The sequence below is a fragment of the Lysobacter sp. TAF61 genome (genome assembly GCF_052113485.1).
GTDB lineage: Bacteria > Pseudomonadota > Gammaproteobacteria > Xanthomonadales > Xanthomonadaceae > Lysobacter_J.
This window is the reverse complement of record NZ_JBFRDH010000002.1, coordinates 675,344-696,398: the sequence shown is the minus strand read 5'-3', so window position 1 is coordinate 696,398 and position 21,055 is coordinate 675,344. Positions and strand designations below refer to the sequence as shown.

Below are 21,055 nucleotides of genomic sequence, written 5' to 3'. Positions count from 1 at the left end.
GTCAGCGCACGCGGTCAGCGCACGCCGGTATGACCGAAGCCACCGGCTCCGCGCGCACTGGTTTCGAATTCTTCCACCACCTGCAGCGTCGCCCGCACGATCGGCAGGATGACGAGCTGGGCGATGCGATCCCCAGCCTGCATCGTAAAAGCCTCGCGGCCGCGGTTCCAGACGCTGATCAACAATGGCCCCTGGTAATCGGCGTCGATCAGTCCCGTGCCGTTGCCCAGCACGATCCCGTGCTTATGTCCCAGGCCCGAGCGCGGCAGGATCACCGCGCACATGGTCGGATCGCCCAGGTGGATGGCCATGCCCGACGGCACCAGTGCAGCGTCCCCCGGTTGCAGGACCAGGGGTTCGGCGAGCGCTGCGCGCAGGTCGAGGCCGGCACTGGCCGTGGTGGCGTACGCCGGTAGCGGCCACTCCGAGCCGAAGCGCGGGTCGAGGATCCGGAGCTGGAGGATATGGTGCATTCGAGGGTTCTGCGGACGCCGTTGCGGGATGTCGAGTTGATCGACGCAAATACCATGCCATGACTTCGCGCTACCGGTAAGCCGCGGCACCGGTATCGATGCCTGGCGCCGGCCGCGGCGCTAGGCGCGCGGCAGCCGCTGCGCCACCAGGTCCAGCAGGGCATCGGCCAGTTCGGTCTTCGGCGCCGGGCCCAGCACCTGCGCGGCGCCATCGGCGGCATACACGCTCAGGGTGTTGTCGTCGCTTTCGAAGCCGCTGCCGGCGACGCCAACGCGGTTGGCCGCAATCAGGTCGAGCCGCTTGTTCTCGAGCTTGCCGCGCGCATAGGCCTCGACATGGTCGGTCTCGGCGGCAAAGCCGACCACCAGCCGCGGCCGCTGCGCGTGCGCGGCGATGTCGGCCAGGATGTCGCGGGTGCGCACCAGGGTCAGGGTGAGGCCGTCGTCGCCGGTCTTCTTCTTGATTTTGCTTTCAGCGGCCTGTGCGGGCGCGAAGTCGGCGACCGCAGCCGCGCCGATGTAGACATCGGCCGGCAACTGCGCGAACACCGCGGCATGCATCTGCGCCGCCGAGCGCACGTCGTGGCGCTGCACGCCTTCGGGCGTCGGCAGCGATACCGGACCGGCGACCAGCACGACCTGCGCGCCGCGACGGGCCGCCGCCTGCGCGATCGCGAAGCCCATCTTGCCGCTGCTGCGGTTGCCGATGAACCGGACCGGATCGATGTCCTCGTAGGTGGGCCCGGCGCTGACGACGATGCGCAGGCCAGCCAGCGACGCGTGCGTGCTCATGCCGACCTCATGCCCCGGCCTTGGCCAGTGCCGCGACGATCTCGGCCGGCTCGGCCATGCGTCCCGGGCCGGATTCGCCTTCCGCCAGCGGGCCGTCGTTGGGACCGACGATGTCTACACCGCGCGCGCGCAACGTGGCGATGTTGGCCTGCGTGGCCGGATGCAGCCACATGCGGTGGTTCATCGCAGGCGCGACGGTGACCGGGGCGGTGGTCGCCAGGCACAGCGTGCTGACCAGGTCGTCGGCGAAACCGTGGGCGAGCTTGGCCAGGGTGTTGGCGGTGGCCGGGGCGATGACGATGCGATCGGCCCAGCGCGCCAGCTCGATGTGGCCCATCGCCGCCTCGGCCGCGGCATCCCAGAGCGAGGTGCGCACCGGCCGGCCCGACACTGCCTGGAAGGTGGTGGCGGCGACGAAGTGCTGGGCGTTCCCGGTCATCGCCACGGTCACTTCAGCGCCGGCATCGCGCAGGCGCCGCACCAGCTCGGCGGCCTTGTAGGCGGCGATGCCGCCGCACACGCAGAGCAGGATCTTGTGTCCTTGCAGGGCACTGGGTCCGGTCATCTGTGAAACCACCTACCGACAATTCGATGGTTAGCTTACCCGAAGGGGCGCGCTGGCCCGGCGGCGCAGATCGGTGGCACGGGGCCAAATGAGGGCGGGTGGTCGGCCGCACTGAAGCAGCGTCCAGTCTGGAAGCGCAAGCGACCGGCCTGCACGCTACCCCTCGCCCCATGGCGGCCGGCCACCCTCCCTGCATCCCGGCACGGCAAGGACGCTCGCCCCATGCACATCCGCGACTGGCCCAACGCCGAGCGCCCGCGCGAACGCTTGCTCGCCCACGGTGCCGGCGTGCTTTCCGATGCCGAACTGCTTGCCATCTTCATCGGCTCCGGCCTGCGCGGCCGCGACGCCATCGCCACCGCGCGCGAGCTGCTGCAGGCGCATGGCCCGTTGCGTGCGCTGCTGGAGCGAGCGCCGATAGAGCTGGCGCGGCTGCCAGGGCTGGGTCCGGCCCGCGCCTGCCTGCTGGCGGCGGCGCTGGAGCTGGGCCGCCGTCACCTGGAGGCCGATCTCGAACGCGGCATCGCCATCGACGACCCGATGTCGGCCGGCCGCTATTTCGCCCAGCGCCTGCGCGGGCAACCGCGCGAGGTGTTCGCGGTCCTCTTCCTCGACACCCGCCATCGCGCGCTGGCGTTCGAGGAGATGTTCCGCGGCACGCTCGACGGCGCCGAGGTCCATCCGCGCGAAGTGGTCCGCCGCGCCCTGGCGCACAACGCCGCCGCGCTGATCGTCGGCCACAACCACCCCAGCGGCAATCCCGAGCCCAGTGCAGCCGACCGCGCGCTCACCGCCCGGCTGAAGCAGGCCCTGTCGCTGGTCGACCTGCGCTTGCTGGACCATTTCGTCATCGCCGACGGGCCGCCGGTGTCGATGGCAGCACGCGGTTGGGTGTGAAGGCCGGCCGGCCCGGAACCGTCGCGCCCCGTCGCGTACAATCCCGGGTCCCGCAACACCCGCAGACTCCCCGTGAAAGCCACTCTCCGCGCCCTGGTGGCGCAGGCCATCGACGCCCTCCGCGCCGCCGGCACCCTGCCGGCCGACCTGGCCACGCCCGAGTTCGTGATCGAGCGTCCCAAGAGCCATGCGCAGGGAGACTTCTCGACCAACGCGGCGATGCTGCTGGCCAAGCCGGCCAAGTCCAACCCGCGCGCGATCGCGCAGGCGCTCGTCGAGGCACTGCCGGCCAGCGCCGAAGTGGGCAAGGTCGAGATCGCCGGCCCCGGCTTCATCAACTTCCATGTCGCCGAGAGCGCCTGGCGCGCGCGCATCGGGCAGGTGTTCGAGCAGGGCGTGAATTACGGCCGAAATTCAACCGGCAAAGGCCATCGCGCCGGCGTCGAATTCGTCTCGGCCAACCCGACCGGCCCGCTGCACGTCGGCCACGGCCGCGCGGCGGTGATCGGCGACTGCGTCGCACGCGTGCTCGATGCCAACGGCTGGGACGTGGCGCGCGAGTTCTACTACAACGACGCCGGCGCGCAGATCAACAACCTCGCCATCTCGGTGCAGGCGCGCGCGCAGGGCAAGGGCCCGGACGACGCCGGCTGGCCGGAAGACGGCTACCGCGGCGACTACATCCGGGACGTCGCCCAGGCCTACCTCGACGGCGCCAGCGTCGAAGTCGACGGCCACGTCGTCACCGGCGAGAAGAACCCGGACGACCTCGACGCAATCCGCCGCTTCGCCGTCGCCTACCTGCGCCGCGAACAGAACCTGGACCTGGCCGCGTACGGCGTCGGCTTCGATGTCTACTTCCTCGAGTCGTCGCTCTACTCCGACGGCAAGGTCGAGGAGACCGTGCGCGAGCTGGTCAAGCATGGCCACACCTACGAGGAAGGCGGCGCGCTGTGGCTGCGCAGCACCGACTTCGGTGACGACAAGGACCGCGTCATGCGCAAGTCCGACGGCACCTACACCTACTTCCTGCCCGACGTGGCCTACCACCTGTCGAAGTGGCAGCGCGGCTACGAGCGCGCGATCACCGAACTTGGCGCCGACCACCACGGCAGCCTCGCCCGTGTCCGTGCGGGCCTGCAGGCGCTGGACTGCGGCATTCCGCAGGGCTGGCCGGAATACGTGCTGCACCAGATGGTCACGGTGATGCGCGGCGGCGAGGAAGTGAAACTGTCCAAGCGTGCCGGCAGCTACGTGACCCTGCGCGACCTGATCGACGAAGTCGGCCGCGATGCCACGCGCTGGTTCCTGATTGCGCGCAAGCCCGATTCGCAGCTGACCTTCGACATCGATTTCGCCCGCAGCCAGTCGCTCGACAACCCGGTCTACTACGTGCAGGTCTCGCATGCGCGCATGTGCGGCCTGGTGCGCCAGCTCAAGGAGCGCGGCCTGGGTTACGACCAGGCCAACGGCCTGGCGCAGCCGCTCGACCTCGACGATGCACCGGCACGCGAACTGGTGTCGACGCTGCTGCGCTACGCCGACGTGGTCGAGACCGCCGGCCGCGACCTCGAGCCGCACCAGATCGCCGTCTACCTGCTGGAGCTGGCACAGACCTTCCAGACGTACTACAACGACCACCAGTTCCTGGTCGACGACGCCAACACCCGCGATGCACGGCTGGTGCTGGCGATGGCGACGCGCCAGGTCCTGGCCAACGGTCTCGAACTACTGGGCGTCAGCGCCCCCGAGGTGATGTAAGTGGCAGCACGACGCGGCAAGACACAGGCAAAGCGCAACCAGGGAAATGGCGGCGGCCTGCCGGGCTGGGCATGGATGGTCCTGGGCATCCTGCTGGCGGTCGTGGTGATCCTGGTGGCGCCGAAATACCTCAAGTCCGGCGGCGACGGCTTCTTCCGTCCGCAGCCGAACCCGGATGCCCGGCCGGCGACGGTGTCGAGCGGCGAAGACGATGCGATCGCCGCTGATGGCGACAGCAGCGAGCCTGCGTCCAAGCCCAAGCGTGGCAATGGCGAGGCCAAGAAGGACACCGATTACGACTTCTACACCCTGCTGCCGGGCAAGGAAGTGCCGATGTCGGACGCCGAACTGGCCGCCAGCGAGCAGGCCGAGGCCAAGCGCAATGCGGCGGCGCAGAAGGGCAAGAAGGCCGACGATGCCGAGACGGCAGCGGACAAGGCGTCCAGCGCCACCGTGGCAACGCTGCCCAAGCCGGTGGAGACCGCCGCGGCTTCGACGGCGGCCACCACCACGGCCAGCGAGCAGGCGCCGGTCGCCACGACCACGACCGCTACGGCCAGCACGCCGGCTGCAGCCGTGGCCGATGACGGCACGCGCTACCTGCTCCAGGCAGGCGCGTTCCAGGCGTCCGGTCAGGCCGAGGAAATGAAGGCGAAGATCGCCCTGCTCGGCCTCAGCGCGCGGGTTGAGTCGGCCGCCATCAAGGGCTCGACCGTCTACCGCGTCCGCATGGGGCCGTACGGCACTGCCAGCGACCTGGCCGACGCCAAGCGCAAGCTCGCCAGCGGCGGGTTGCCGGCACTGGCGATCAAGGTCAAGTAACCGGCCAGTACGAGCCGGTGGACCGCGTCCGCATCGCGACCGCGGTCACCGCGCCGGCTCACATTGCCGGCTAGACTGCCCCGATCTGCAGGGGGACGGCATGGACAAACGCATTCTTTGGGGCTGCATCGCGGCAACGGGCCTGCTGGTGCTGTTTGCCCTGGTCACGATCGTGTTCGATGCGCACTTGAACCAGGCCATCCGCACGCCGCTGGGCGACCTGCCCCTGCTCGACCTGCTGGGCGTGCTGGTGGCGATGGCCGCCGGCGGCGCGATTGCCGGCGCGCGCTTCGCCCGGATCGCCGCCCTGCTGATGGCAGTGGTCTGGTTGACGAGCGTCACGGTGCTGTCGGCCAAGCCGTCGATGCCGCTGCTGCTGGTGCTCAAGTTCAACGCGATGGCGATGCTGCTCTCGCTCGCCGTCGCGGTGCTGGGCGCCCGTCTTGGCGCCCGTCTTGGCACCCGTTTTGGGCCTGCGGCCCTGGCGCGGATCAGCCGCCGCGCTTGAGGGTGATCAGGGCCGAAGTGTCGGCTTCGCCCTGGCCGTGTTCGATCAGTTCGGCGTAATCGGCCAGGGCCTGCTCGACGGTGGCCAGGCGCAGGCCGCAATCGCGTGCGATGGCCTGCACGATGCGCAGGTCCTTGAGCATGTGCGCGCACTTGAAGCCCGGTGCGAACTCGTCGCGCATCATCGTCGCGCCGCGCTTTTCCAGGAACCAGTTGTTGGCGGCGCCGGCCATCAGCGTCGGCAGCAGCCTGTCCGGGTTCAGGCCGAGCTTCTCGCCCAGCGCCAGGCCTTCGCTGACGGCCTCGTTGATGCCGGCGACGAGGACCTGGTTGACCGCCTTGGTCGCCTGGCCGGCGCCGGTGGCGCCCATGTGGCTGACGCGCGCGGCGTAGCTGTCGATCACCGGACGGACCTGGTCGAGCACTTCCGAATCGCCGCCCGCCATCACCGACAGCTTGCCGTTGCGCGCGCCCTCGACACCGCCGGACACCGGCGCATCGATGAAGGCGATGTTGTGTGCGCCGAGCATCGCCGCACAGCGGCGCGCGGTGTCGACCGCCACCGTGGAATGGTCGATCACGACGGCGCCGGGCTTGAGCACTTCGGCCAGCGCGGCCACGTTCTCGAGCACGTCGGCGTCGAGCGAGACGCACAGCACCACCACGTCGCAGTCGGCGAAGTTCGCCGCCGAGCGCGCCGCGCGCACCGACAGCTCGGCCGCCATCGCGTCGGCCTTGGCCTGGGTGCGGTTTCCGACCGCGGTGAGCAGGCCCTTGTTGTGTATGTAACGCGCCATCGGCGCGCCCATCGCACCCAGGCCAATCAGTCCAACTTTCATCGTATTCATTCCGCTTGGTGGCAGGCGGGGCAGCGGTCGCTGCCACCTTCCTGACTGAAAACGCGATCCACCGCCGGGCGGGGACCGCTGTAGTCCGCGCCGGGGCGCGGAGTCGTGTTGTGTTGACGCTGATGCAGCGCCCTGGCGCTCAGGCCAGCGGCGTGTCATCCAGATAGGTGTAGCCGGTCAGGCCGGTTTCCAGGGCCGCGTCCATCCGTGCGGCCTCCTCGGCCGGCAGGCCCGCTGCGGCCACCTTGGCCTTGTAGGCGGCGCGCAGGTCCGACAGCCTGTAGCCGACGTAGTCGAGCATGACGTCGGTGGTGTCGCCGCGGCGCTGCTGGGTCAGCTGGTAGCCTTCGGCAGACTTGTCGTCGACGCGGACTTCGATCGCATCGGTGTCGCCGAACAGGTTGTGGATGTCGCCGAGGATCTCCTGGTAGGCGCCGACCAGGAAGAAGGCGAGGCGGTAGCTCTCGCCGGCACGCGGTGCGTGCAGCGGCATCGAGGTGTCCAGTCCTTCGTTCTCGACGTAGGTCTTGACCGTGCCGTCGGAGTCGCAGGTCATGTCGGCGAGGATGCCGCGGCGCGTCGGCGCCTCGTCCAGGCGCTCGATCGGCACGATCGGGAACACCTGGTCGATGGCCCACACATCCGGAATCGATTCGAACACGCTGAAGTTGACGAAGTACTTGTCGACCAGGCGATCGTTGAGCTCGTCGAGCAGCTCGCGATGGCTCTTCTCGTCGAAGCTCAGGCGTTTGCGCACGGCGTGGGCGATGGCATAGAACAGGTCGTCGATGCGCGCGCGGTGCACCAGGTCGATCTGGCCGAGCGCGTACAGCGACAGGCCCTCGCTGTGGTGATGCTGGGCCTCGTGGAACAGCTCCACGGCCGGGCGCTGGTCGAGCTCGGCATAGACCTCGCGCAGATGACGGATCACCGCCGGTTCGTCGTCGTGCTCGTCGGGGATGCGGCCTTCCGGCGCTTCCTCGACCTCCGACACGTTGGCCACCAGCACCGCGTGGTGCGCGGTCATCGCGCGGCCGCACTCGGTGACGATGCGCGGCGGCACCAGGCCGTGCTCGGCGCAGGCCTCGGCCAGCGGCTGGACGATGTTGCTGGCGTACTGGTGCACGCCGTAGTTGATCGAGCAGTAGCCGCGCGAGCGCGTGCCTTCGTAGTCGATGCCCAGGCCGCCACCGACGTCCATGTAGGCGATGCCCGCGCCCAGGCGCGACAGCTCGACGAAGTAGCGCGTCGCCTCGCGCATGCCGTTGGCGATGTCGCGGACGTTGGAGATCTGCGAGCCCATGTGGAAATGCAGCAGCTGCAGGCAGTCGGTCATGCCGGTGTCGCGCAGCTTTTTCCACAGGTCCAGCACCTGGCGCGGCGAGAGGCCGAACTTGGCCTTGTCGCCGCCGCTGTTCTGCCACTTGCCCGCGCCCAGGCTGGCCAGGCGCATGCGCACGCCCAGGCCGGGCTTCACGCCCAGCGCGGCGGCTTCTTCCATCACGATGGCCAGCTCGGACGGCTTCTCGATGACGATGAAGGTCTGCATGCCGAGCTTGCGGCCGATCAGCGCCAGGCGGATGTACTCGCGATCCTTGTAGCCGTTGCAGACGATCAGGCCACCGGGGCGGCTCAGCGCCAGTACGGCCATGAGCTCGGGCTTGCTACCGGCCTCCAGGCCAAAGCCGTCACCGTGGTGCGAGGCCAGCGTGCCGGCCACGCCCTGGTGCTGGTTGACCTTGATCGGGTAGACCGCGGTGTAGCCGCCGGCGTAATCCCACTCGGCCTGGGCCTGGGCGAAGGCTGACTGCAGCTTGCCCAGGCGGTCGCCGAGGATGTCGGGGAAGCGCACCAGCAACGGCAGCTTGGCGCCATTGCCGCGGGCGCGATCAACCACTTCCGGCAGCGACACGTCCGGGCCCTGCGCACCGCGCGGACGGACCACGACCTGCCCGGCCGCGTTCACGTCGAAGTAACCCTCCGACCAGTGCGGGATCGAGTAGGTCTTGCGGGCCTGATCAAGCGACCAGTGGGACATCGGCGAGGGTCCGGCGGAGGTGGGGGACGCGCATTCTACAGCCCACCGCCCCGCAGGCCGTCGACAGCGTCGGGACACCTCCGCGAGCGCTTCCCGCGGCGCCCAGGGAGCCGGTCCGGCGTCGGCGCATGGGGACGGCCAGGGTTGTCACGGCCGGTCCGGTACAATGCCGCCCCCTTTCCCCGCCTGCCTCCGGTCCGCTCGCGCGCACGTCGACGGACATCCCCGGACAGGCCATCTCCCCTGGGACGAACCGGCATGAGCAACGACACCTCCTGGCATTACGAGAACTTCGAACCGACCGGTTCGGCGATCGGCTATCGCATCACCCGCAAGCTGGACGAGGTGCAGTCGCCGTTCCAGAAGATCGAGATCTTCGAGAGCACCGACTGGGGCAACCTGATGCTCATCGACGGCGCGATGATGCTGACCACGAAAGACAACTTCTTCTATCACGAGATGATGTCGCACCCGGCGCTGTTCACCCATGCCGCGCCGAAGAAGGTGGTGATCATCGGCGGTGGCGACTGCGGCACGCTGCGCGAGGTGCTCAAGCACCCGGGCGTGGAGAGCGCGGTGCAGTGCGATATCGACGAGCAGGTCACGCGCATGGCCGAGAAGTGGTTCCCGGAACTGTGCGACGCCAACGGCGACCGGCGCGCGACGCTGATGTTCGACGACGGCATCGCCTACATGAAGAACGCCGAGCCCAACAGCCTCGACGTGGTCATCGTCGATTCGACCGATCCGGTCGGCCCGGCCGAGGGCCTGTTCAACAAGGCCTTCTTCGAGAGCTGCTTCCGCGCCCTCAAGGACGACGGCATCCTCGTGCAGCAGTCCGAGTCGCCGCTGATGCTGCTGGAACTGATCAAGGAAATGCGCGCGGAGATGGGCAAGGCCGGCTTCACCAGCTTCCAGACCCTGCCGTTCCCGCAGCCGTGCTACCCGACCGGCTGGTGGAGCTGCACGCTGGCGCGCAAGGGCAAGGGTTTCGATTTCCGCGAGGCCGACGCGCGCGCGAAAACGTTCCAGACCCTCTACTACACCGCCGACACCCACCAGGGCGCGGCGAAGCTGCCGCCGTTCGTCGCGGCCGCGCTGGGCGAGTAACCCCCGCGCCACGGCTTCACCAGGTGTTTCACCAGAAGTTTCACCAGGAGCCCCGCGATTGCGGGGCTTCTGGTTTCCAGACGCGCTTGCTTCAGCCCGCTGCGGTGAGCGTATCGCGCCCTTCACCGGTGCTGCGGCGGGAGGCGTGCCGCAGCGCGCGAAGCTGCAGGAACGGCCGCTCGACCGCGTAGTGCAGCGCCGCGCCCACGGCGAGCGTCGCCACCGCGTAGACGGCGAAGGCCAGCAGGCCGCGCCCGTGGAGCCACGGGTCGAAATGGACTTCCACCGCACGAAATACCAGCTTGTGGCTCAGGTACAGGCTGTAGGACACCGCCGCGATCCACGCGGCGCCCGGCACGCGCCAGCGGCCGATCCAGCTGCGCGTGCTCGCCGCGGCGACGACCAGGCAGGCGATCGCCGCCGACAGCACCGGCCATCCAATCGAATTGCCGGCCAAGCCGCCGCGCTGGCGGAACAGCCATAGCGCCAGTGCCATCATCGCCAGGCCCAGCAGCGCGAAGGCATTGCCACGTTCGCCCATGCGCGCCCACAGTGCCGGGCGGTACACCGCGATCGTCGCCAGCACCACGCCCGCCAGCAGGCCGTCCAGCCGGTTCCAGGTCGGGTAATAGATGTCTTCGATGTACCAGTTGCGCGGTGGATCCAGGGCGTTGTCGTGCAACCACACGCCGCTGCGCAGGGCGATGCCGGCCAGCAACACCAGCACGCAGACCGTGATGAACTTCGTCGCCGACGGCCGCCTCGTCAGGCACCACGCCAGCGCCGGGAAGACCAGGTAGAAGTGCTCCTCCACGCACAGCGACCACGCGTGCGAGAACGCCGCCTGCGTGTCGTAGTGGACCAGCAGGTTCATCGTGAAGCTGGCGAACTGCCACCACGGCGCCATGCCGTCTGCTTCGTGCAGGCCCGGGAAGGCCACGTAGATCGCCAGCACCACCGCGAACGCCGGCAGGATGCGCCAGGCCCGGCGTGAATAGAAACCCGCAAACGACAACCCCTCGCCGCGCGCCAGAGGCGCCAGCACCTGGCGGCCAATCAGGAAACCGCTGAGGACGAAGAAGATGTCCACGCCCATCCAGCCGTAGCGCGAGAGCCAGGCGAAATCGGGACCGAGGCCGCCGACCAGGAAGGAATGGAACAGCATCACCCAGATGACGGCGATGGCGCGCAGCAGGTCCAGCCCGGAGAGTCGGCTCATTGGTGATGGGTGTGGTGGTGTTGCGCCATTCCGTGGCGCGACGGGCCTGCGGACAGGCGTGCTCGTCGTTCGATCGTGGCGTTACAGCGCGTCGCCGTCCATCTCGCCGGTGCGGATGCGCACGGCGCGTTCCAGGTCCCAGACGAAGATCTTGCCGTCGCCGATCTTGCCGGTGCCGGCGGCCTTCATGATCGCCTCCACCACCGCTTCGACCTGGTCGTCGGTGATGGCGACCTCCAGCTTGATCTTGGGCAGGAAGTCGACGACGTATTCAGCGCCGCGGTAGAGCTCGGTGTGGCCCTTCTGCCGGCCGAAGCCCTTGACCTCGGTGGCGGTGATGCCGGCCACCCCGGCCTCGGCCAGCGCCTCGCGCACGTCATCGAGCTTGAACGGCTTGATCACCGCCATGACCATCTTCATCGAATCTCTCCCGGTCCGGACCGGACCCGTGCTACGCGGCAGGATAGCGAAGACCGCGCCCGCGCGAGTAGCCATGCGCTACAGTGGCGCGCCCCGCTCGGAATTTCCTTACAGCAGGTTGCAGCAGGCGCCTACGGCGTCCTCACAGCCCTCGCCCCAAGCTGCGATAACTGCTGGAGGACACATCGCCCATGATCGACCTCAACCATATCGACGACCTCGCCCGCCGCCTCAGTACCCTGGTCCCGCCGGGCCTGCGTGAAAGCCGCGAGGAGCTCCAGCAGAACTTCAAGTCGGTGCTCCAGTCCGGCCTGGCCAAGCTCGACCTGGTCACGCGCGAGGAGTTCGAGGTGCAGCGCGCGGTCCTGCTGCGCACCCGCGAGAAGCTCGACGAGCTGCAGCGCACCGTTGCCGAGCTCGAAGCCCAGCTGGGTGGCAGCGAGTCGCCGCGCCACTGACCCGCCTCCCACACAGCCCCCCCTTTCCGATGAACCTGGCACTCGTGCACAGCCGTGCGCGATCGGGCGTTTGCGCGCCGGCGGTGCGGGTCGAGGTCTATCTGGCCGGTGGCCTGCCCTCGATGTCGATCGTCGGCCTGCCCGAAGCGGCGGTGCGCGAGGCCAAGGACCGGGTGCGGGCGGCGATCCAGTGTGCCCAGTTTGAATTCCCGGCCCGGCGCATCACCGTCAATCTCGCCCCGGCGGACCTGCCCAAGGAAGGCGGCCGGTTCGACCTTGCCATCGCCCTGGGCATCCTTGCCGCCAGCGGGCAGATCCCGCTGGAAGCCCTCAATGACTACGAGTTCGTCGGCGAGCTCGGCCTGACCGGCGAGCTGCGGGCAATCGACGGCGTGCTTCCGGCGGCACTGGCGACCGCACAGGTCGGACGGCGCCTGATCGTCCCCGCCGGCAACGGCGCCGAGGCCGCGCTTGCCAGCCAGGTCGAGGTGCGCACCGCGCGCACGCTGCTGGAGGTCTGCGCCCAGCTCACCGGCCGCAAGACGTTGCCGCTGGCCGAGGCCGTGCCTGGCGTGCGTGCCGTGCAGCCGGACCTGGCCGACGTGCGCGGCCAGGTGCTGGCGCGGCGCGCGCTGGAGATCGCCGCGGCCGGCGGCCACCACATGCTGCTGATTGGCCCGCCGGGCTGCGGCAAGACGCTGCTCGCCTCGCGCCTGCCCGGGCTGCTGCCGGAGGCGTCGGAAGCCGAGGCGCTGGAAGCGGCCGCGATCGCCTCGATCAGTGGCCGCGGCCTCGACCCGGCGCGCTGGCGCGAGCGTCCGTTCCGCTCGCCCCACCACACCGCCAGCGCAATCTCGCTGATCGGCGGCGGCGCGCAACCGCGACCGGGCGAAGTGTCGATGGCCCACCACGGCGTCCTGTTCCTCGACGAACTGCCCGAGTGGGAACGCCGCGCGCTGGAAGTGCTGCGCGAGCCGCTCGAGTCGGGCGTGGTGACGGTGTCGCGGGCGGCGCGCAGTGCCGAGTTCCCGGCCCGGTTCCAGCTGGTGGCGGCGATGAATCCGTGCCCGTGTGGCTGGGCCGGTGACGCATCCGGCCGCTGCCACTGCAGCGCCGAATCAATCCAGCGCTACCGCGGCCGCATCTCCGGGCCGCTGCTCGACCGCATCGACCTGCATGTCGAAGTCGCACGCTTGCCACCGGCGCAATTGCGGCAGGACGCGCCGGCCGGCGAAGACTCCGCGACGGTGCGTGCCCGCGTGGTCGCGGCCCGCGATCGGCAGCTGCACCGCAGCAGCAAGCCCAATTCGCAGCTGGGCCAGGCAGAGACCACGCGCGTTTGCCGCGTGGCGCCCGACGATCACGCGCTGCTTGAGCGCGCCGTCGACGCACTGCAGCTGTCGGCGCGGTCGATGCACCGGATCCTGCGGGTGGCGAGGACCATCGCCGACCTGGCCGGCGATACGCCCATCGCTACGGCACACCTGACCGAGGCGATCGGACTGCGACGCGCGGCGCGCGCACTGGACGCACAAGGCACGTGACAGGCGCCAGCGATCTGGCCCCTGCAAACCTGGTTGATTGACTCAGCCGCAGCGGTCGCCGCAGACCTTCGGACGCTCGAGGAAGTCGCGCGCGCCCTCGCGGGCTTCGCGCATCTCGGCTTCTGTGCCGCAGCGGGTGACGTTGACCGTGGTCCCGGTCTGCTTCTCGCGCCAGCACACCTGCTTGTTGTCCTGGCCGGCGCGCGTGCCCTTCACTTCGGCATTGATGCGCTCGAGCGCGTTTTCGAGCTGCACCTTCTCGTCCATCGACAACTGATCCAGCCGCGTCTTGCCTTGCGTCACGGCGAACACTTCCCGCTGCGACTTGTGGATCAGGTTGACCTGGCGCGCGGTCATGCCATTGGTCTTGCCTGCGTCGAGGTCGCGCTGCAGTTGCTGCTGCTGCGTGAGGATCGTCTGCAGGCCATCCTCGTGCGAAGCGGACTGCTGCGCAGCCGGCGGTTGCGCAGCTGGTTCCTGCGCGCCCGCCGCCGTCATCGCGGCGGTCAGCACCGCCAGCCATAGCCATCGTTTCATCGCCGCCCCTCCGGTGACTGTCTGCTACAGCGGGCAGATCAACGCATCAGTTGACCTTGCCGCCACGGTCCATCTGGTTGCGGGCGGCGTCGCGCTCCTGGTTCCATTCCGCCGCGGTCTTGCACACGCGCTCCTTGCGCGTGCTGCCCAGCACCGCACGGCGCTCGCACACCATGCGCTCGTTCTCGGCCTTGTTGACTGCGCCTTCGATCCACTCGAGCGTGTTGAAGACTTCGGTCTTCTGCTCTTCGTTGAGATCGCTCGTGGAGCGCTTGCCTTCGATCAGGTGCAGCAGTTTGGCCTGCTTGCTCAACAACTCGTCGCGCTCGGTCGCCGACAGATCGCGATACGGCCCGTCCTTGTTCTCGACGCCGTAGCGGATCTGTTGCTGCTGGGCGCGGATGTCGTCGAGCATCAGCACGCGGCTGTCGACGGAGGCATGGGCAACCGGCGCCGACAGCGCCAGGGCGAGGAGCAGACCTGCAAATTTCATGGGGGTATCCGACCGCCGGGGGAAGGGCTTGACATTACGCCACCTCCCCGGAGCCAACAACCGCCCGCAGGCGTGGGCCCCGGGCCTGTGGCCGGGGCCCAGCAAGCTTCAGCGCTTGAAGTTGTTCAGGTTCTCGAAGTCTTCGCGGGCGCGGTCCTTGGCCTCGCGTTCCTGGGCCGCCGTACGGCAGATCCGCTCGGTGCGGGTGCTGCCCAGCGGCTTCTCGCGACGGCAGATCAAGCGCTCGTCGTCGCTCTCCCGGTTGATGGCCACTTCCATCCACTCCAGGGTGTTGAACACTTCCGCCCGCTGGTCCTGGCTCAGCTCGCTTTCCGATGCCTTGCCATCGAGCATCCGCATCATGGTTGCCTGGCGCGACAGCAGTTCTACGCGGGTGGTGTCCGGCAGGTCCTTGTAGGGACCGCGCTGGGCAATGATGTCCTGCTGGATCTGCTTCTGTTGCGTCGTGATGGCAACGATATCGAGCGACTTCGGCGCTGCGTTGCCGTCCGCAGCCGCGGTGAACGATGCCAGCGCGAGCGCGGCAAACAAAACGAAACGCATTGGTGATCCCCTATTGGTACCAGGCCCCCCTTGGGCCCCATGGATAAGCTAGCCGGGCCGGCGGGTGTTGTCGATGAGGTCAATTCTCAGGGGCGGCGGCGGCCACCCAGACCGCCCCGGCCGGGTCCAGTTCGGCCGTTTCCATGACCTGCCCGCGCCAGCCGAAGCCGCAGATGGCCAGGGCCCCCTGGTGGATGGGGTCCAGGCCGAACGCCTGCTCCAGCTCGACCTCGTTGATCGCGCCGGTGATGAACGCGCCCAGCCCGGCCTCGGTGGCCGACAGGTACAAGGTCTGCGACAGGTGCCCTCCCTCCAGGGCGACCACGCGGTAGCCCTTGGCGTGGTGGCGGTACTTCCAGAAGGTGCGGTCGAAGCGCGGCGCCAGCAGTACCACCACGTGGGCGTCGGCGAACCAGTGCTGCTGGGCGACCATGTCCATGACGAACTCGCGCAACGGCTTGTCCGGCCCGGCCAGCGGCTCCAGCGCATGCTCGTGCGCCTGGTAGTGGTACAGCCCCGGCTCGACGCCCTCGACATGCTGGACGATCAGGTAGCACTCCATCGGGTGCAGGCCGCCGCCGGAGGGCACGTTCTTCTTGAGGAACACCAGGTCGTCGCTGACTCGCACCTCCGCCTGGGCGGCGAACACCCGCTGCAGCAGCTGCGCGAACAGCTCGTAGGGCACCTTGCGGCTGGGGTCGAAATTGCGGCAGGTGGCGCGACGTGCGAGCAGGTCGTCGAAGGCGGTCGGGGCGATGCGGGGCAGCGGCTTCAGGGTCGAGGCATCGGCACGACGAGCAGCCTCGACCGGTGGGGCGCCGAGGACCTGGCGCATCTGCACGGCCGTCTCGGTGCCGCTGTCCTTGGAGTTCTGCACGGTGTTCACGCCGCTCCAGCGGGTGAAGGCATGCAGCGTGGCCGCGAGCGGATGCCAGTAGGTGCCGCGCAGGGCTTCGTCGCGCGCGCGCATGACGGCATGGGCAGGGTCGTCGCTGACCAGCAGGCCTTCGGTAAGCAATCGCTCCACGGCGGTGCGGTTGTCGATGCTGGCGGCGTCGATCCACTGGCCGGGGCTCAGGTCGCCCAGCAATTCGCGCTCGGAAGCGTCCACTTCGACCTCCGTGCCCAGGTGCGGTGCAAGCGCCAGCCAGCGGCGATCGCGACGCAGGCCGTCACCGCCGCCGAGCAGCACGGTCAGGTCGAATTCGGTCTGCTCTCGAGGCTCGAGGAACAGCACGGCACAACGACGGATACGCATCCCCAGCCCCCAAATGTCGAAGCGACTACTTTGCTTGCTATCGGCCCGGGGCGGAAGCGCGTGCCTCCTCGGCACCCGCTCGGGTGCCGGTTACTGCCACCTAACGAGGGATCGTCATGCAGCTAGCTGTTCATGTGAGCAGTTCTGTCCGCCCGGTCGTAGCAAAACCCCGCACTGCCCCTTTCGATCCTGTCGTCGCGGATCGGTTGCTGGCGCTTTTGAGCACCGATGATGCGTTTCGGCTTCAGTTTCAACATAGCCCACAGGACGCCTTGGCAAGCATTGGCTTTGCCCCTCCAGCAGGTGGAGAATGACCGATGTGCTTCTTCGGAATCAGCTTGGCGTCCAAGGCGCAGATCGAAGATGCCCGGAAAGAATCCGGTCGATGCCGCTGCTGGGCTTTAGCCAGAATACGCCGCAACTTGGTACTGGCATTACAGGTCTCGTCCGGAAGTAAATCAGGGTGGATGGGGGCGGCAGACGTTAGAGCCCGATTGGCCATTCATGCGCAGGGGCATCCGTCTGTCGCGGTGCCCCTTTCTGGATCCCGCCCACGGCGACCATCCCGGTTGTGACGGACGGCACAGCCGGTTAGATTGCGCCATCACGGCCTGCCACGGGCCTTCGAGGGGAAACGGGGATGAACAAGGCACTGACCGCACCGCTGGATCCAAAGATCGCAGACCGGCTCCTGGACCTTCTGAGCACCGACGACCTGTTCCGTCAGCGCTTTCAGAACGACCACATCGCAGCGCTGCAATCCATCGGTTACGAGTCGCCAGACGCTGGCCAGATGACTGCTTGCGGGCTGCTTCCGATCACGCAACCCGAAGCGTTCCGTGACTGCAAGGTCCAGGAGCTTGCATCGAAGGAAGTGATCATGGGGGCGCGCCAGGAGATCAAGGCGATGCTGACCAAGGGCCTTTCCCAGGAGACGCCCAAGCTCGACGCCACCCTGAACCCCGAGCGTTTCGTCCGCAAGTAAGTTGAATCGACTTCGACCGGTCCCGCCGGTCGAAGCTCCTGCGGCGACGCCTTCGGCTCACCCGGAGGCTACTGCAGGGCAGCTCCCTTGGCCGCGGCATTGCTGTCGGACACATTCAACGCCTGCAGGCAATAGCCGCACGCCTTGTCCATATAAGCCATGCCGCGGCGCTTTTGCAGCCACTGCGCTTGCTCGAGCGCCTGCTCACGATGGCCTGCATCCTGGTACGCCGAGCGCAGTGCAACGCGCGTTTGAAAGCGTTCGTTGCCTGTGAGCAGCGGAGTGAGCAGCTTGATCGCCGCCTCGGGCCGGCCGGCAATTCGCTCCCTCTCGGCACGCACGACTGTTGAGAGTTCAGAGACGCTTGGCAAGCCGATCAGATCCTTGCGCGATGCAAGCGCAGCGAGGACCGAATCCGCTACCGCACCATCGCCCAGACGCTGCGACAGCAGGGACGCAGCCAGCGCGAGCGAGGCGTCATCTTCTGCATCCGCGTCGTGGACGTCGGCAAGAGCCTTCTTCGCCATCTCTGCAGCAACGCGGGCATTTTTCAGCGCTTCCTCCCGATTGCCCGACAACCATTGGGCAATAGCCAATGGCATCAGGAACGATCGTCCATCGAACCCGGAACCCTTGGTGAGCTTCAGCGCCGTGCGCGCCAGGCTTCTGGCGTCTGCCAATTGCGCCTGATCCACTGCCATGGAGATTCGCTCCAGATAGGCATGCTGGTCGCCCTCAGGCAGCTTGGCCTCGAACTTCTCGGCTTCGGTGAATTTTCGCTGGGCCGCCTCGACTGCCATGCGTCTGCGCAAGCTGCTGCCGAATCCGTGAATCGCCGCCTGATCGAAGGCCTGCGCTGCTGCCTGGTACTGCTCAAGGGCAAGTTGAGCGCGCCCGATCGAATCGTAATCGATGGCCGCATCCGGGTTCTGCGGAGTCACCGCCGACTGGGCGAACACCAAAGACTCCTTGAATCGGTTGTCGATCGACAGCCACATCGCGGCATTGCTTTGGGCGGGGCCGTAGTCCGGATACATCCGCGCCAGCTCAAGCCACTTTCCGGTCGCCTCGGCCGGCGCATCGAAACGGGCGGACCAGGCGTCCAGGTACATCGCCTCACGCGGTGCCAGATGCTCACGCTGCGCCTGCGCCTTGCGCAAAGGAGCGAGCGCTGCGGGACCCTGGACCCGCGAGTAATGCACACGGACGAGTCCCAGCCATGCCAAGGCAAACTGCGGATCCAACGTGACCGCCCGATCGTAGAACTGCTGTGCTTGTGTGAAATCCCTGTTCCCGTACGCCTTTTGGCCAAGGGAATAGGCACGTAACGCGTCAAGATTGCCGGTACTCACCTGTGGCAGAGGCGCCGAATCCTTCTCGATCGATTTGACGGCCTCCCCCAACTTGCCACGCAGCGAAGCGGTCACGCTGTCGATCGACTGCAATGTCGAGTCGAGCCCACGTCCGTCAGAGATCTCTGTATAGATGGTCGTCTGGGTGTTGGGATCGATTACTTCCGCGCTGACGCGTACTCGTCCACCGACTTCGGCGATGGTGGGAAGAATCACCGCCCGCGCGCCATCACGCAGCGCAATCTCCGAAGCTATTGCGCGATCCAGCCCGGTGTCCGCCTTAAGCTGCATCCGCGCCAGCGTGTCTCGCGCCTTCAGATCGCTCAGCACATTCACATACCGCGACTGCTCCAGGCTTATCCGGAACGCCTGCTCCAGCGAATCGTCGAGCACGCTCTGCCCGGTCAGGTTGCGCAGGTCCGCCACCACCACCCAGTCGCGCTGGTTGAAGGCGATCGCCGGGGCTGGCCGGGTCATGAACCAGATGCCGACGCCGAACAGCGCGATCACCGCCGCTTCGGCTGCCAGCGACGCAGGACGACGCCACAGCGGGATGTCGCGCCAGGCCTTGGGCGTGTGGGGCGGCGTTCGCAGCGGGGCGATGCCGGGCTCGCCGACTTCGTAGACCTGCTGGCTTTCGGGCACGCCCTTGAAGCGCCAGCGGCCGTGCGATTTCCACAGCAGTTGCTGGCCGCGCTCGCCCAGCTCGCGTGCGGCGCGGTGCGCCAGCGGCTCGGCGACCGACGACAGCAGGATCTGGCCGGGGCGGGCCATCGACATCAGGCGCGCGGCCATCGGCTTGGCCAGGCCTTCGACTTCCAGCGGCTTGGCGCCGGCAAGGACGGCCTCGTCGGTGTTGCGCCAGGTCAGCACTTCGCCGACGTGCAGGCCAGCGCGCGCCTTGAGGTCCATGCCGCGCGCGGCGCTCATCACTTCGAGGCTGCGGACGTAGTCGAGGGCAAAGCCGAGGCCGTCGATCGGCCGCTCGAACATCAGCAGCAGGCCGTCGGAGCGGTCGATCAGGCGGCCGCGCCAGCGCTGCTGGAGATCCAGCACGAGCCGGTCGTGGTCGCGGAACAGCGTCGCCGCCTCGACGTCGCCGATGCGCTCGACCAGGCTGGTCGATTCGCACAGGTCGGTCAACAGCAACGTGCGCAGTTGCGGCGCATCGATCGACGGGCGATGGGTCATCTCATTCATCGCTGGTGCTTCCCTCTCCGGCCTCAGGCCGAGGTCAGTTCCGCATCGTGGTCCTGCCACTGCACGCGATTGCCGCCCATGCGCTTGGCGCGGTAAAGGCCGGCATCGGCACGTGCATACCAGTCGTTCCAGTCTTTTTCCGGGTCGACCAGGCAGGCGCCGACGCTGAGCGGGCACATCAACGGGGCGCCATGCACCATCTGCATGAGGCCCTGGGCAGTGGAGACGATGAAATCGGCGAAACGCATCACCTCTTCGCGGTTGTCGGCGACCACCAGCAGGCAGAACTCGTCGCCGCCAAGGCGGCAGGCGAGGTCGTCGGGGCCGGCGACCGAGCGCAGGATGTTGGCCACGCCCTGCAGCACGCGGTCGCCGATCAGGTGGCCGTGGTCGTCGTTGACCTGCTTGAAGCGGTCGCAGTCGATCAGCAGCAGGCCCATCGCCCGCGGCATGCCGAGCTTGCGGTACTCCTGCAGGTGCAGGGTCAGGCCGCGGCGGTTGTAGAGGCTGGTCAGCTCGTCGGTGCGGACCAGCTCTTCGGTCTGGTTGAGCTGGTGGGTGGCGGCGTAGAGGCTGTCGAGTGCGGACTCGAGTTCCTCGTTGCGGCGGCGCAGGCGGCGGATCAGGCTTTGTTCGTTGAGCACCACGCGCAGGATGGCGCGGCGCAGGAAGTACGAGACCAGGCCCGGGTCGCGATCGACCAGGCGCTGGAATTCCTCATGGCGCAATTCGATCAGCAGGCCATCGCTGGCGGCGACGGCATCGGCGCTGCGGACGTGGTCGCCGATCAGCAGGCCCAGTTCGCCAAAGAATTCGCACGGACCCAGGCGCTTGCCGACGAGGTCCTCGCCGAAGTCCAGATCGATGACACCGCGCGCGATCACGAACATGGTGGTGCCCAGTTCGCCGCGACGGAACAGCAACTGCCCTTCCTCGACGCGTCGCGGACGGCCGATCTCGGCGAACAGTTCGTATTCCGAATCGGTAAGCACCGCCGTCGCCACATCCGCCGACGCCGTGCTGGGACTGCCTGCGATGATTGGTTCGCGGGGTTGCATCAACGCCGCGCTGTCGCGATTCATCCCACGATCCCGGTCCGTGGTGAGGCTGGAGAATAGCACCTGAACGCGAAATACAACGCTGAAAAGGCCGCCGGGAGGTCGAGCGCCCGGTGCCGTGCCACCGGGCGACATGGCGCGCTGACTGGGCCCG

The 21,055-nt window shown here is 68.0% G+C and carries 20 protein-coding genes and 1 pseudogene; 9 read left to right on the top strand and 12 right to left on the bottom strand.

What is annotated here, in order from left to right; all coding sequences use genetic code 11:
- Nucleotides 1-14: 14 nt before the first annotated feature.
- Together dut and coaBC are read right to left on the bottom strand one after the other, a co-directional pair.
- Complete coding sequence (gene dut, locus AB4Y64_RS07560) at nt 15-473, bottom strand: dUTP diphosphatase (protein ID WP_441815817.1); 459 nt, start codon at nt 471-473, stop codon at nt 15-17.
- Between the two features lie 120 nt (nt 474-593).
- A pseudogene (gene coaBC, locus AB4Y64_RS07555) lies at nt 594-1,830 on the bottom strand (bifunctional phosphopantothenoylcysteine decarboxylase/phosphopantothenate--cysteine ligase CoaBC).
- 222 nt (nt 1,831-2,052) lie between these two features.
- Here coaBC and radC point away from each other — a divergent pair.
- The 4 genes from radC (at nt 2,053) to AB4Y64_RS07535 (ending at nt 5,818) form a co-directional block, all read left to right on the top strand.
- A complete protein-coding gene (radC, locus tag AB4Y64_RS07550) occupies nt 2,053-2,727 on the top strand; it encodes a RadC family protein (protein WP_441815816.1) in 675 nt (224 codons plus the stop codon).
- A 72-nt stretch (nt 2,728-2,799) separates the two neighbouring features.
- Nucleotides 2,800-4,488, top strand: a complete 1,689-nt coding sequence (gene argS, locus AB4Y64_RS07545) for an arginine--tRNA ligase (protein WP_441815815.1) — start codon at nt 2,800-2,802, stop codon at nt 4,486-4,488.
- On the top strand, nt 4,489-5,310 hold the full coding sequence (locus tag AB4Y64_RS07540; RefSeq protein WP_441815814.1) for an SPOR domain-containing protein: 822 nt from the start codon (nt 4,489-4,491) through the stop codon (nt 5,308-5,310).
- 100 nt (nt 5,311-5,410) lie between these two features.
- On the top strand, nt 5,411-5,818 hold the full coding sequence (locus tag AB4Y64_RS07535; RefSeq protein WP_441815813.1) for a hypothetical protein: 408 nt from the start codon (nt 5,411-5,413) through the stop codon (nt 5,816-5,818).
- Here the strand turns inward: AB4Y64_RS07535 and AB4Y64_RS07530 are convergent.
- Both AB4Y64_RS07530 and speA read right to left on the bottom strand, forming a co-directional pair.
- Nucleotides 5,802-6,824 (bottom strand): NAD(P)-dependent oxidoreductase, encoded by a 1,023-nt coding sequence (locus AB4Y64_RS07530; RefSeq protein WP_441815812.1) that lies wholly within the window; start codon nt 6,822-6,824, stop codon nt 5,802-5,804. The genes AB4Y64_RS07535 and AB4Y64_RS07530 overlap by 17 nt on opposite strands.
- On the bottom strand, nt 6,805-8,703 hold the full coding sequence (speA, locus tag AB4Y64_RS07525) for an arginine decarboxylase (protein WP_441815811.1): 1,899 nt from the start codon (nt 8,701-8,703) through the stop codon (nt 6,805-6,807). The genes AB4Y64_RS07530 and speA overlap by 20 nt, the downstream gene beginning before the upstream one ends.
- A gap of 258 nt (nt 8,704-8,961) precedes the next feature.
- Here speA and speE point away from each other — a divergent pair, with 258 nt between their 5' ends.
- Complete coding sequence (gene speE, locus AB4Y64_RS07520; RefSeq protein WP_441815810.1) at nt 8,962-9,813, top strand: polyamine aminopropyltransferase; 852 nt, start codon at nt 8,962-8,964, stop codon at nt 9,811-9,813.
- A gap of 91 nt (nt 9,814-9,904) precedes the next feature.
- On the opposite strand, the gene AB4Y64_RS07515 is transcribed toward speE, so the two are convergent.
- Together AB4Y64_RS07515 and AB4Y64_RS07510 are read right to left on the bottom strand one after the other, a co-directional pair.
- Nucleotides 9,905-11,032 carry an acyltransferase family protein gene (locus AB4Y64_RS07515; RefSeq protein WP_441815809.1) on the bottom strand — a complete coding sequence of 376 codons (1,128 nt, stop codon included), beginning with the start codon at nt 11,030-11,032 and terminating at the stop codon, nt 9,905-9,907.
- An 81-nt stretch (nt 11,033-11,113) separates the two neighbouring features.
- Nucleotides 11,114-11,452: a P-II family nitrogen regulator gene (locus AB4Y64_RS07510; protein ID WP_158732151.1), complete on the bottom strand. Its 339-nt coding sequence runs from the start codon at nt 11,450-11,452 to the stop codon at nt 11,114-11,116.
- 191 nt (nt 11,453-11,643) lie between these two features.
- Here AB4Y64_RS07510 and ubiK point away from each other — a divergent pair, with 191 nt between their 5' ends.
- Together ubiK and AB4Y64_RS07500 are read left to right on the top strand one after the other, a co-directional pair.
- Nucleotides 11,644-11,910: a ubiquinone biosynthesis accessory factor UbiK gene (ubiK, locus tag AB4Y64_RS07505; RefSeq protein ID WP_441815808.1), complete on the top strand. Its 267-nt coding sequence runs from the start codon at nt 11,644-11,646 to the stop codon at nt 11,908-11,910.
- 29 nt (nt 11,911-11,939) lie between these two features.
- Nucleotides 11,940-13,454: a YifB family Mg chelatase-like AAA ATPase gene (locus AB4Y64_RS07500; RefSeq protein ID WP_441815807.1), complete on the top strand. Its 1,515-nt coding sequence runs from the start codon at nt 11,940-11,942 to the stop codon at nt 13,452-13,454.
- Between the two features lie 42 nt (nt 13,455-13,496).
- Here the strand turns inward: AB4Y64_RS07500 and AB4Y64_RS07495 are convergent, their stop codons facing one another.
- The 4 genes from AB4Y64_RS07495 to AB4Y64_RS07480 all read right to left on the bottom strand — a co-directional run bounded on the left by AB4Y64_RS07495 (nt 13,497) and on the right by AB4Y64_RS07480 (nt 16,306).
- Nucleotides 13,497-13,991: a hypothetical protein gene (locus AB4Y64_RS07495; RefSeq protein ID WP_441815806.1), complete on the bottom strand. Its 495-nt coding sequence runs from the start codon at nt 13,989-13,991 to the stop codon at nt 13,497-13,499.
- 46 nt (nt 13,992-14,037) lie between these two features.
- Complete coding sequence (locus AB4Y64_RS07490; protein WP_441815805.1) at nt 14,038-14,484, bottom strand: hypothetical protein; 447 nt, start codon at nt 14,482-14,484, stop codon at nt 14,038-14,040.
- Nucleotides 14,485-14,592: 108 nt separating this feature from the next.
- On the bottom strand, nt 14,593-15,048 hold the full coding sequence (locus tag AB4Y64_RS07485; RefSeq protein WP_441815804.1) for a hypothetical protein: 456 nt from the start codon (nt 15,046-15,048) through the stop codon (nt 14,593-14,595).
- Between the two features lie 79 nt (nt 15,049-15,127).
- The gene (locus AB4Y64_RS07480; protein WP_441815803.1) at nt 15,128-16,306 is read right to left on the bottom strand and encodes a putative peptide maturation dehydrogenase; all 1,179 of its coding nucleotides are present in this window, start codon (nt 16,304-16,306) and stop codon (nt 15,128-15,130) included.
- Nucleotides 16,307-16,422: 116 nt separating this feature from the next.
- On the opposite strand from AB4Y64_RS07480, the gene AB4Y64_RS07475 reads away from it, so the two are divergent.
- The gene (locus tag AB4Y64_RS07475) at nt 16,423-16,620 is read left to right on the top strand and encodes an NHLP-related RiPP peptide (RefSeq protein WP_441815802.1); all 198 of its coding nucleotides are present in this window, start codon (nt 16,423-16,425) and stop codon (nt 16,618-16,620) included.
- Between the two features lie 326 nt (nt 16,621-16,946).
- The gene (locus AB4Y64_RS07470; RefSeq protein WP_441815801.1) at nt 16,947-17,291 is read left to right on the top strand and encodes an NHLP-related RiPP peptide; all 345 of its coding nucleotides are present in this window, start codon (nt 16,947-16,949) and stop codon (nt 17,289-17,291) included.
- A 68-nt stretch (nt 17,292-17,359) separates the two neighbouring features.
- Here AB4Y64_RS07470 and AB4Y64_RS07465 read toward each other — a convergent pair whose 3' ends face one another.
- Together AB4Y64_RS07465 and AB4Y64_RS07460 are read right to left on the bottom strand one after the other, a co-directional pair.
- Entirely contained in the window at nt 17,360-19,843 is a 2,484-nt protein-coding gene (locus AB4Y64_RS07465; protein ID WP_441815800.1) for a putative peptide modification system cyclase, read from the bottom strand.
- A 23-nt stretch (nt 19,844-19,866) separates the two neighbouring features.
- Nucleotides 19,867-20,925: a diguanylate cyclase domain-containing protein gene (locus AB4Y64_RS07460; RefSeq protein WP_441815799.1), complete on the bottom strand. Its 1,059-nt coding sequence runs from the start codon at nt 20,923-20,925 to the stop codon at nt 19,867-19,869.
- Nucleotides 20,926-21,055: the final 130 nt, after the last annotated feature.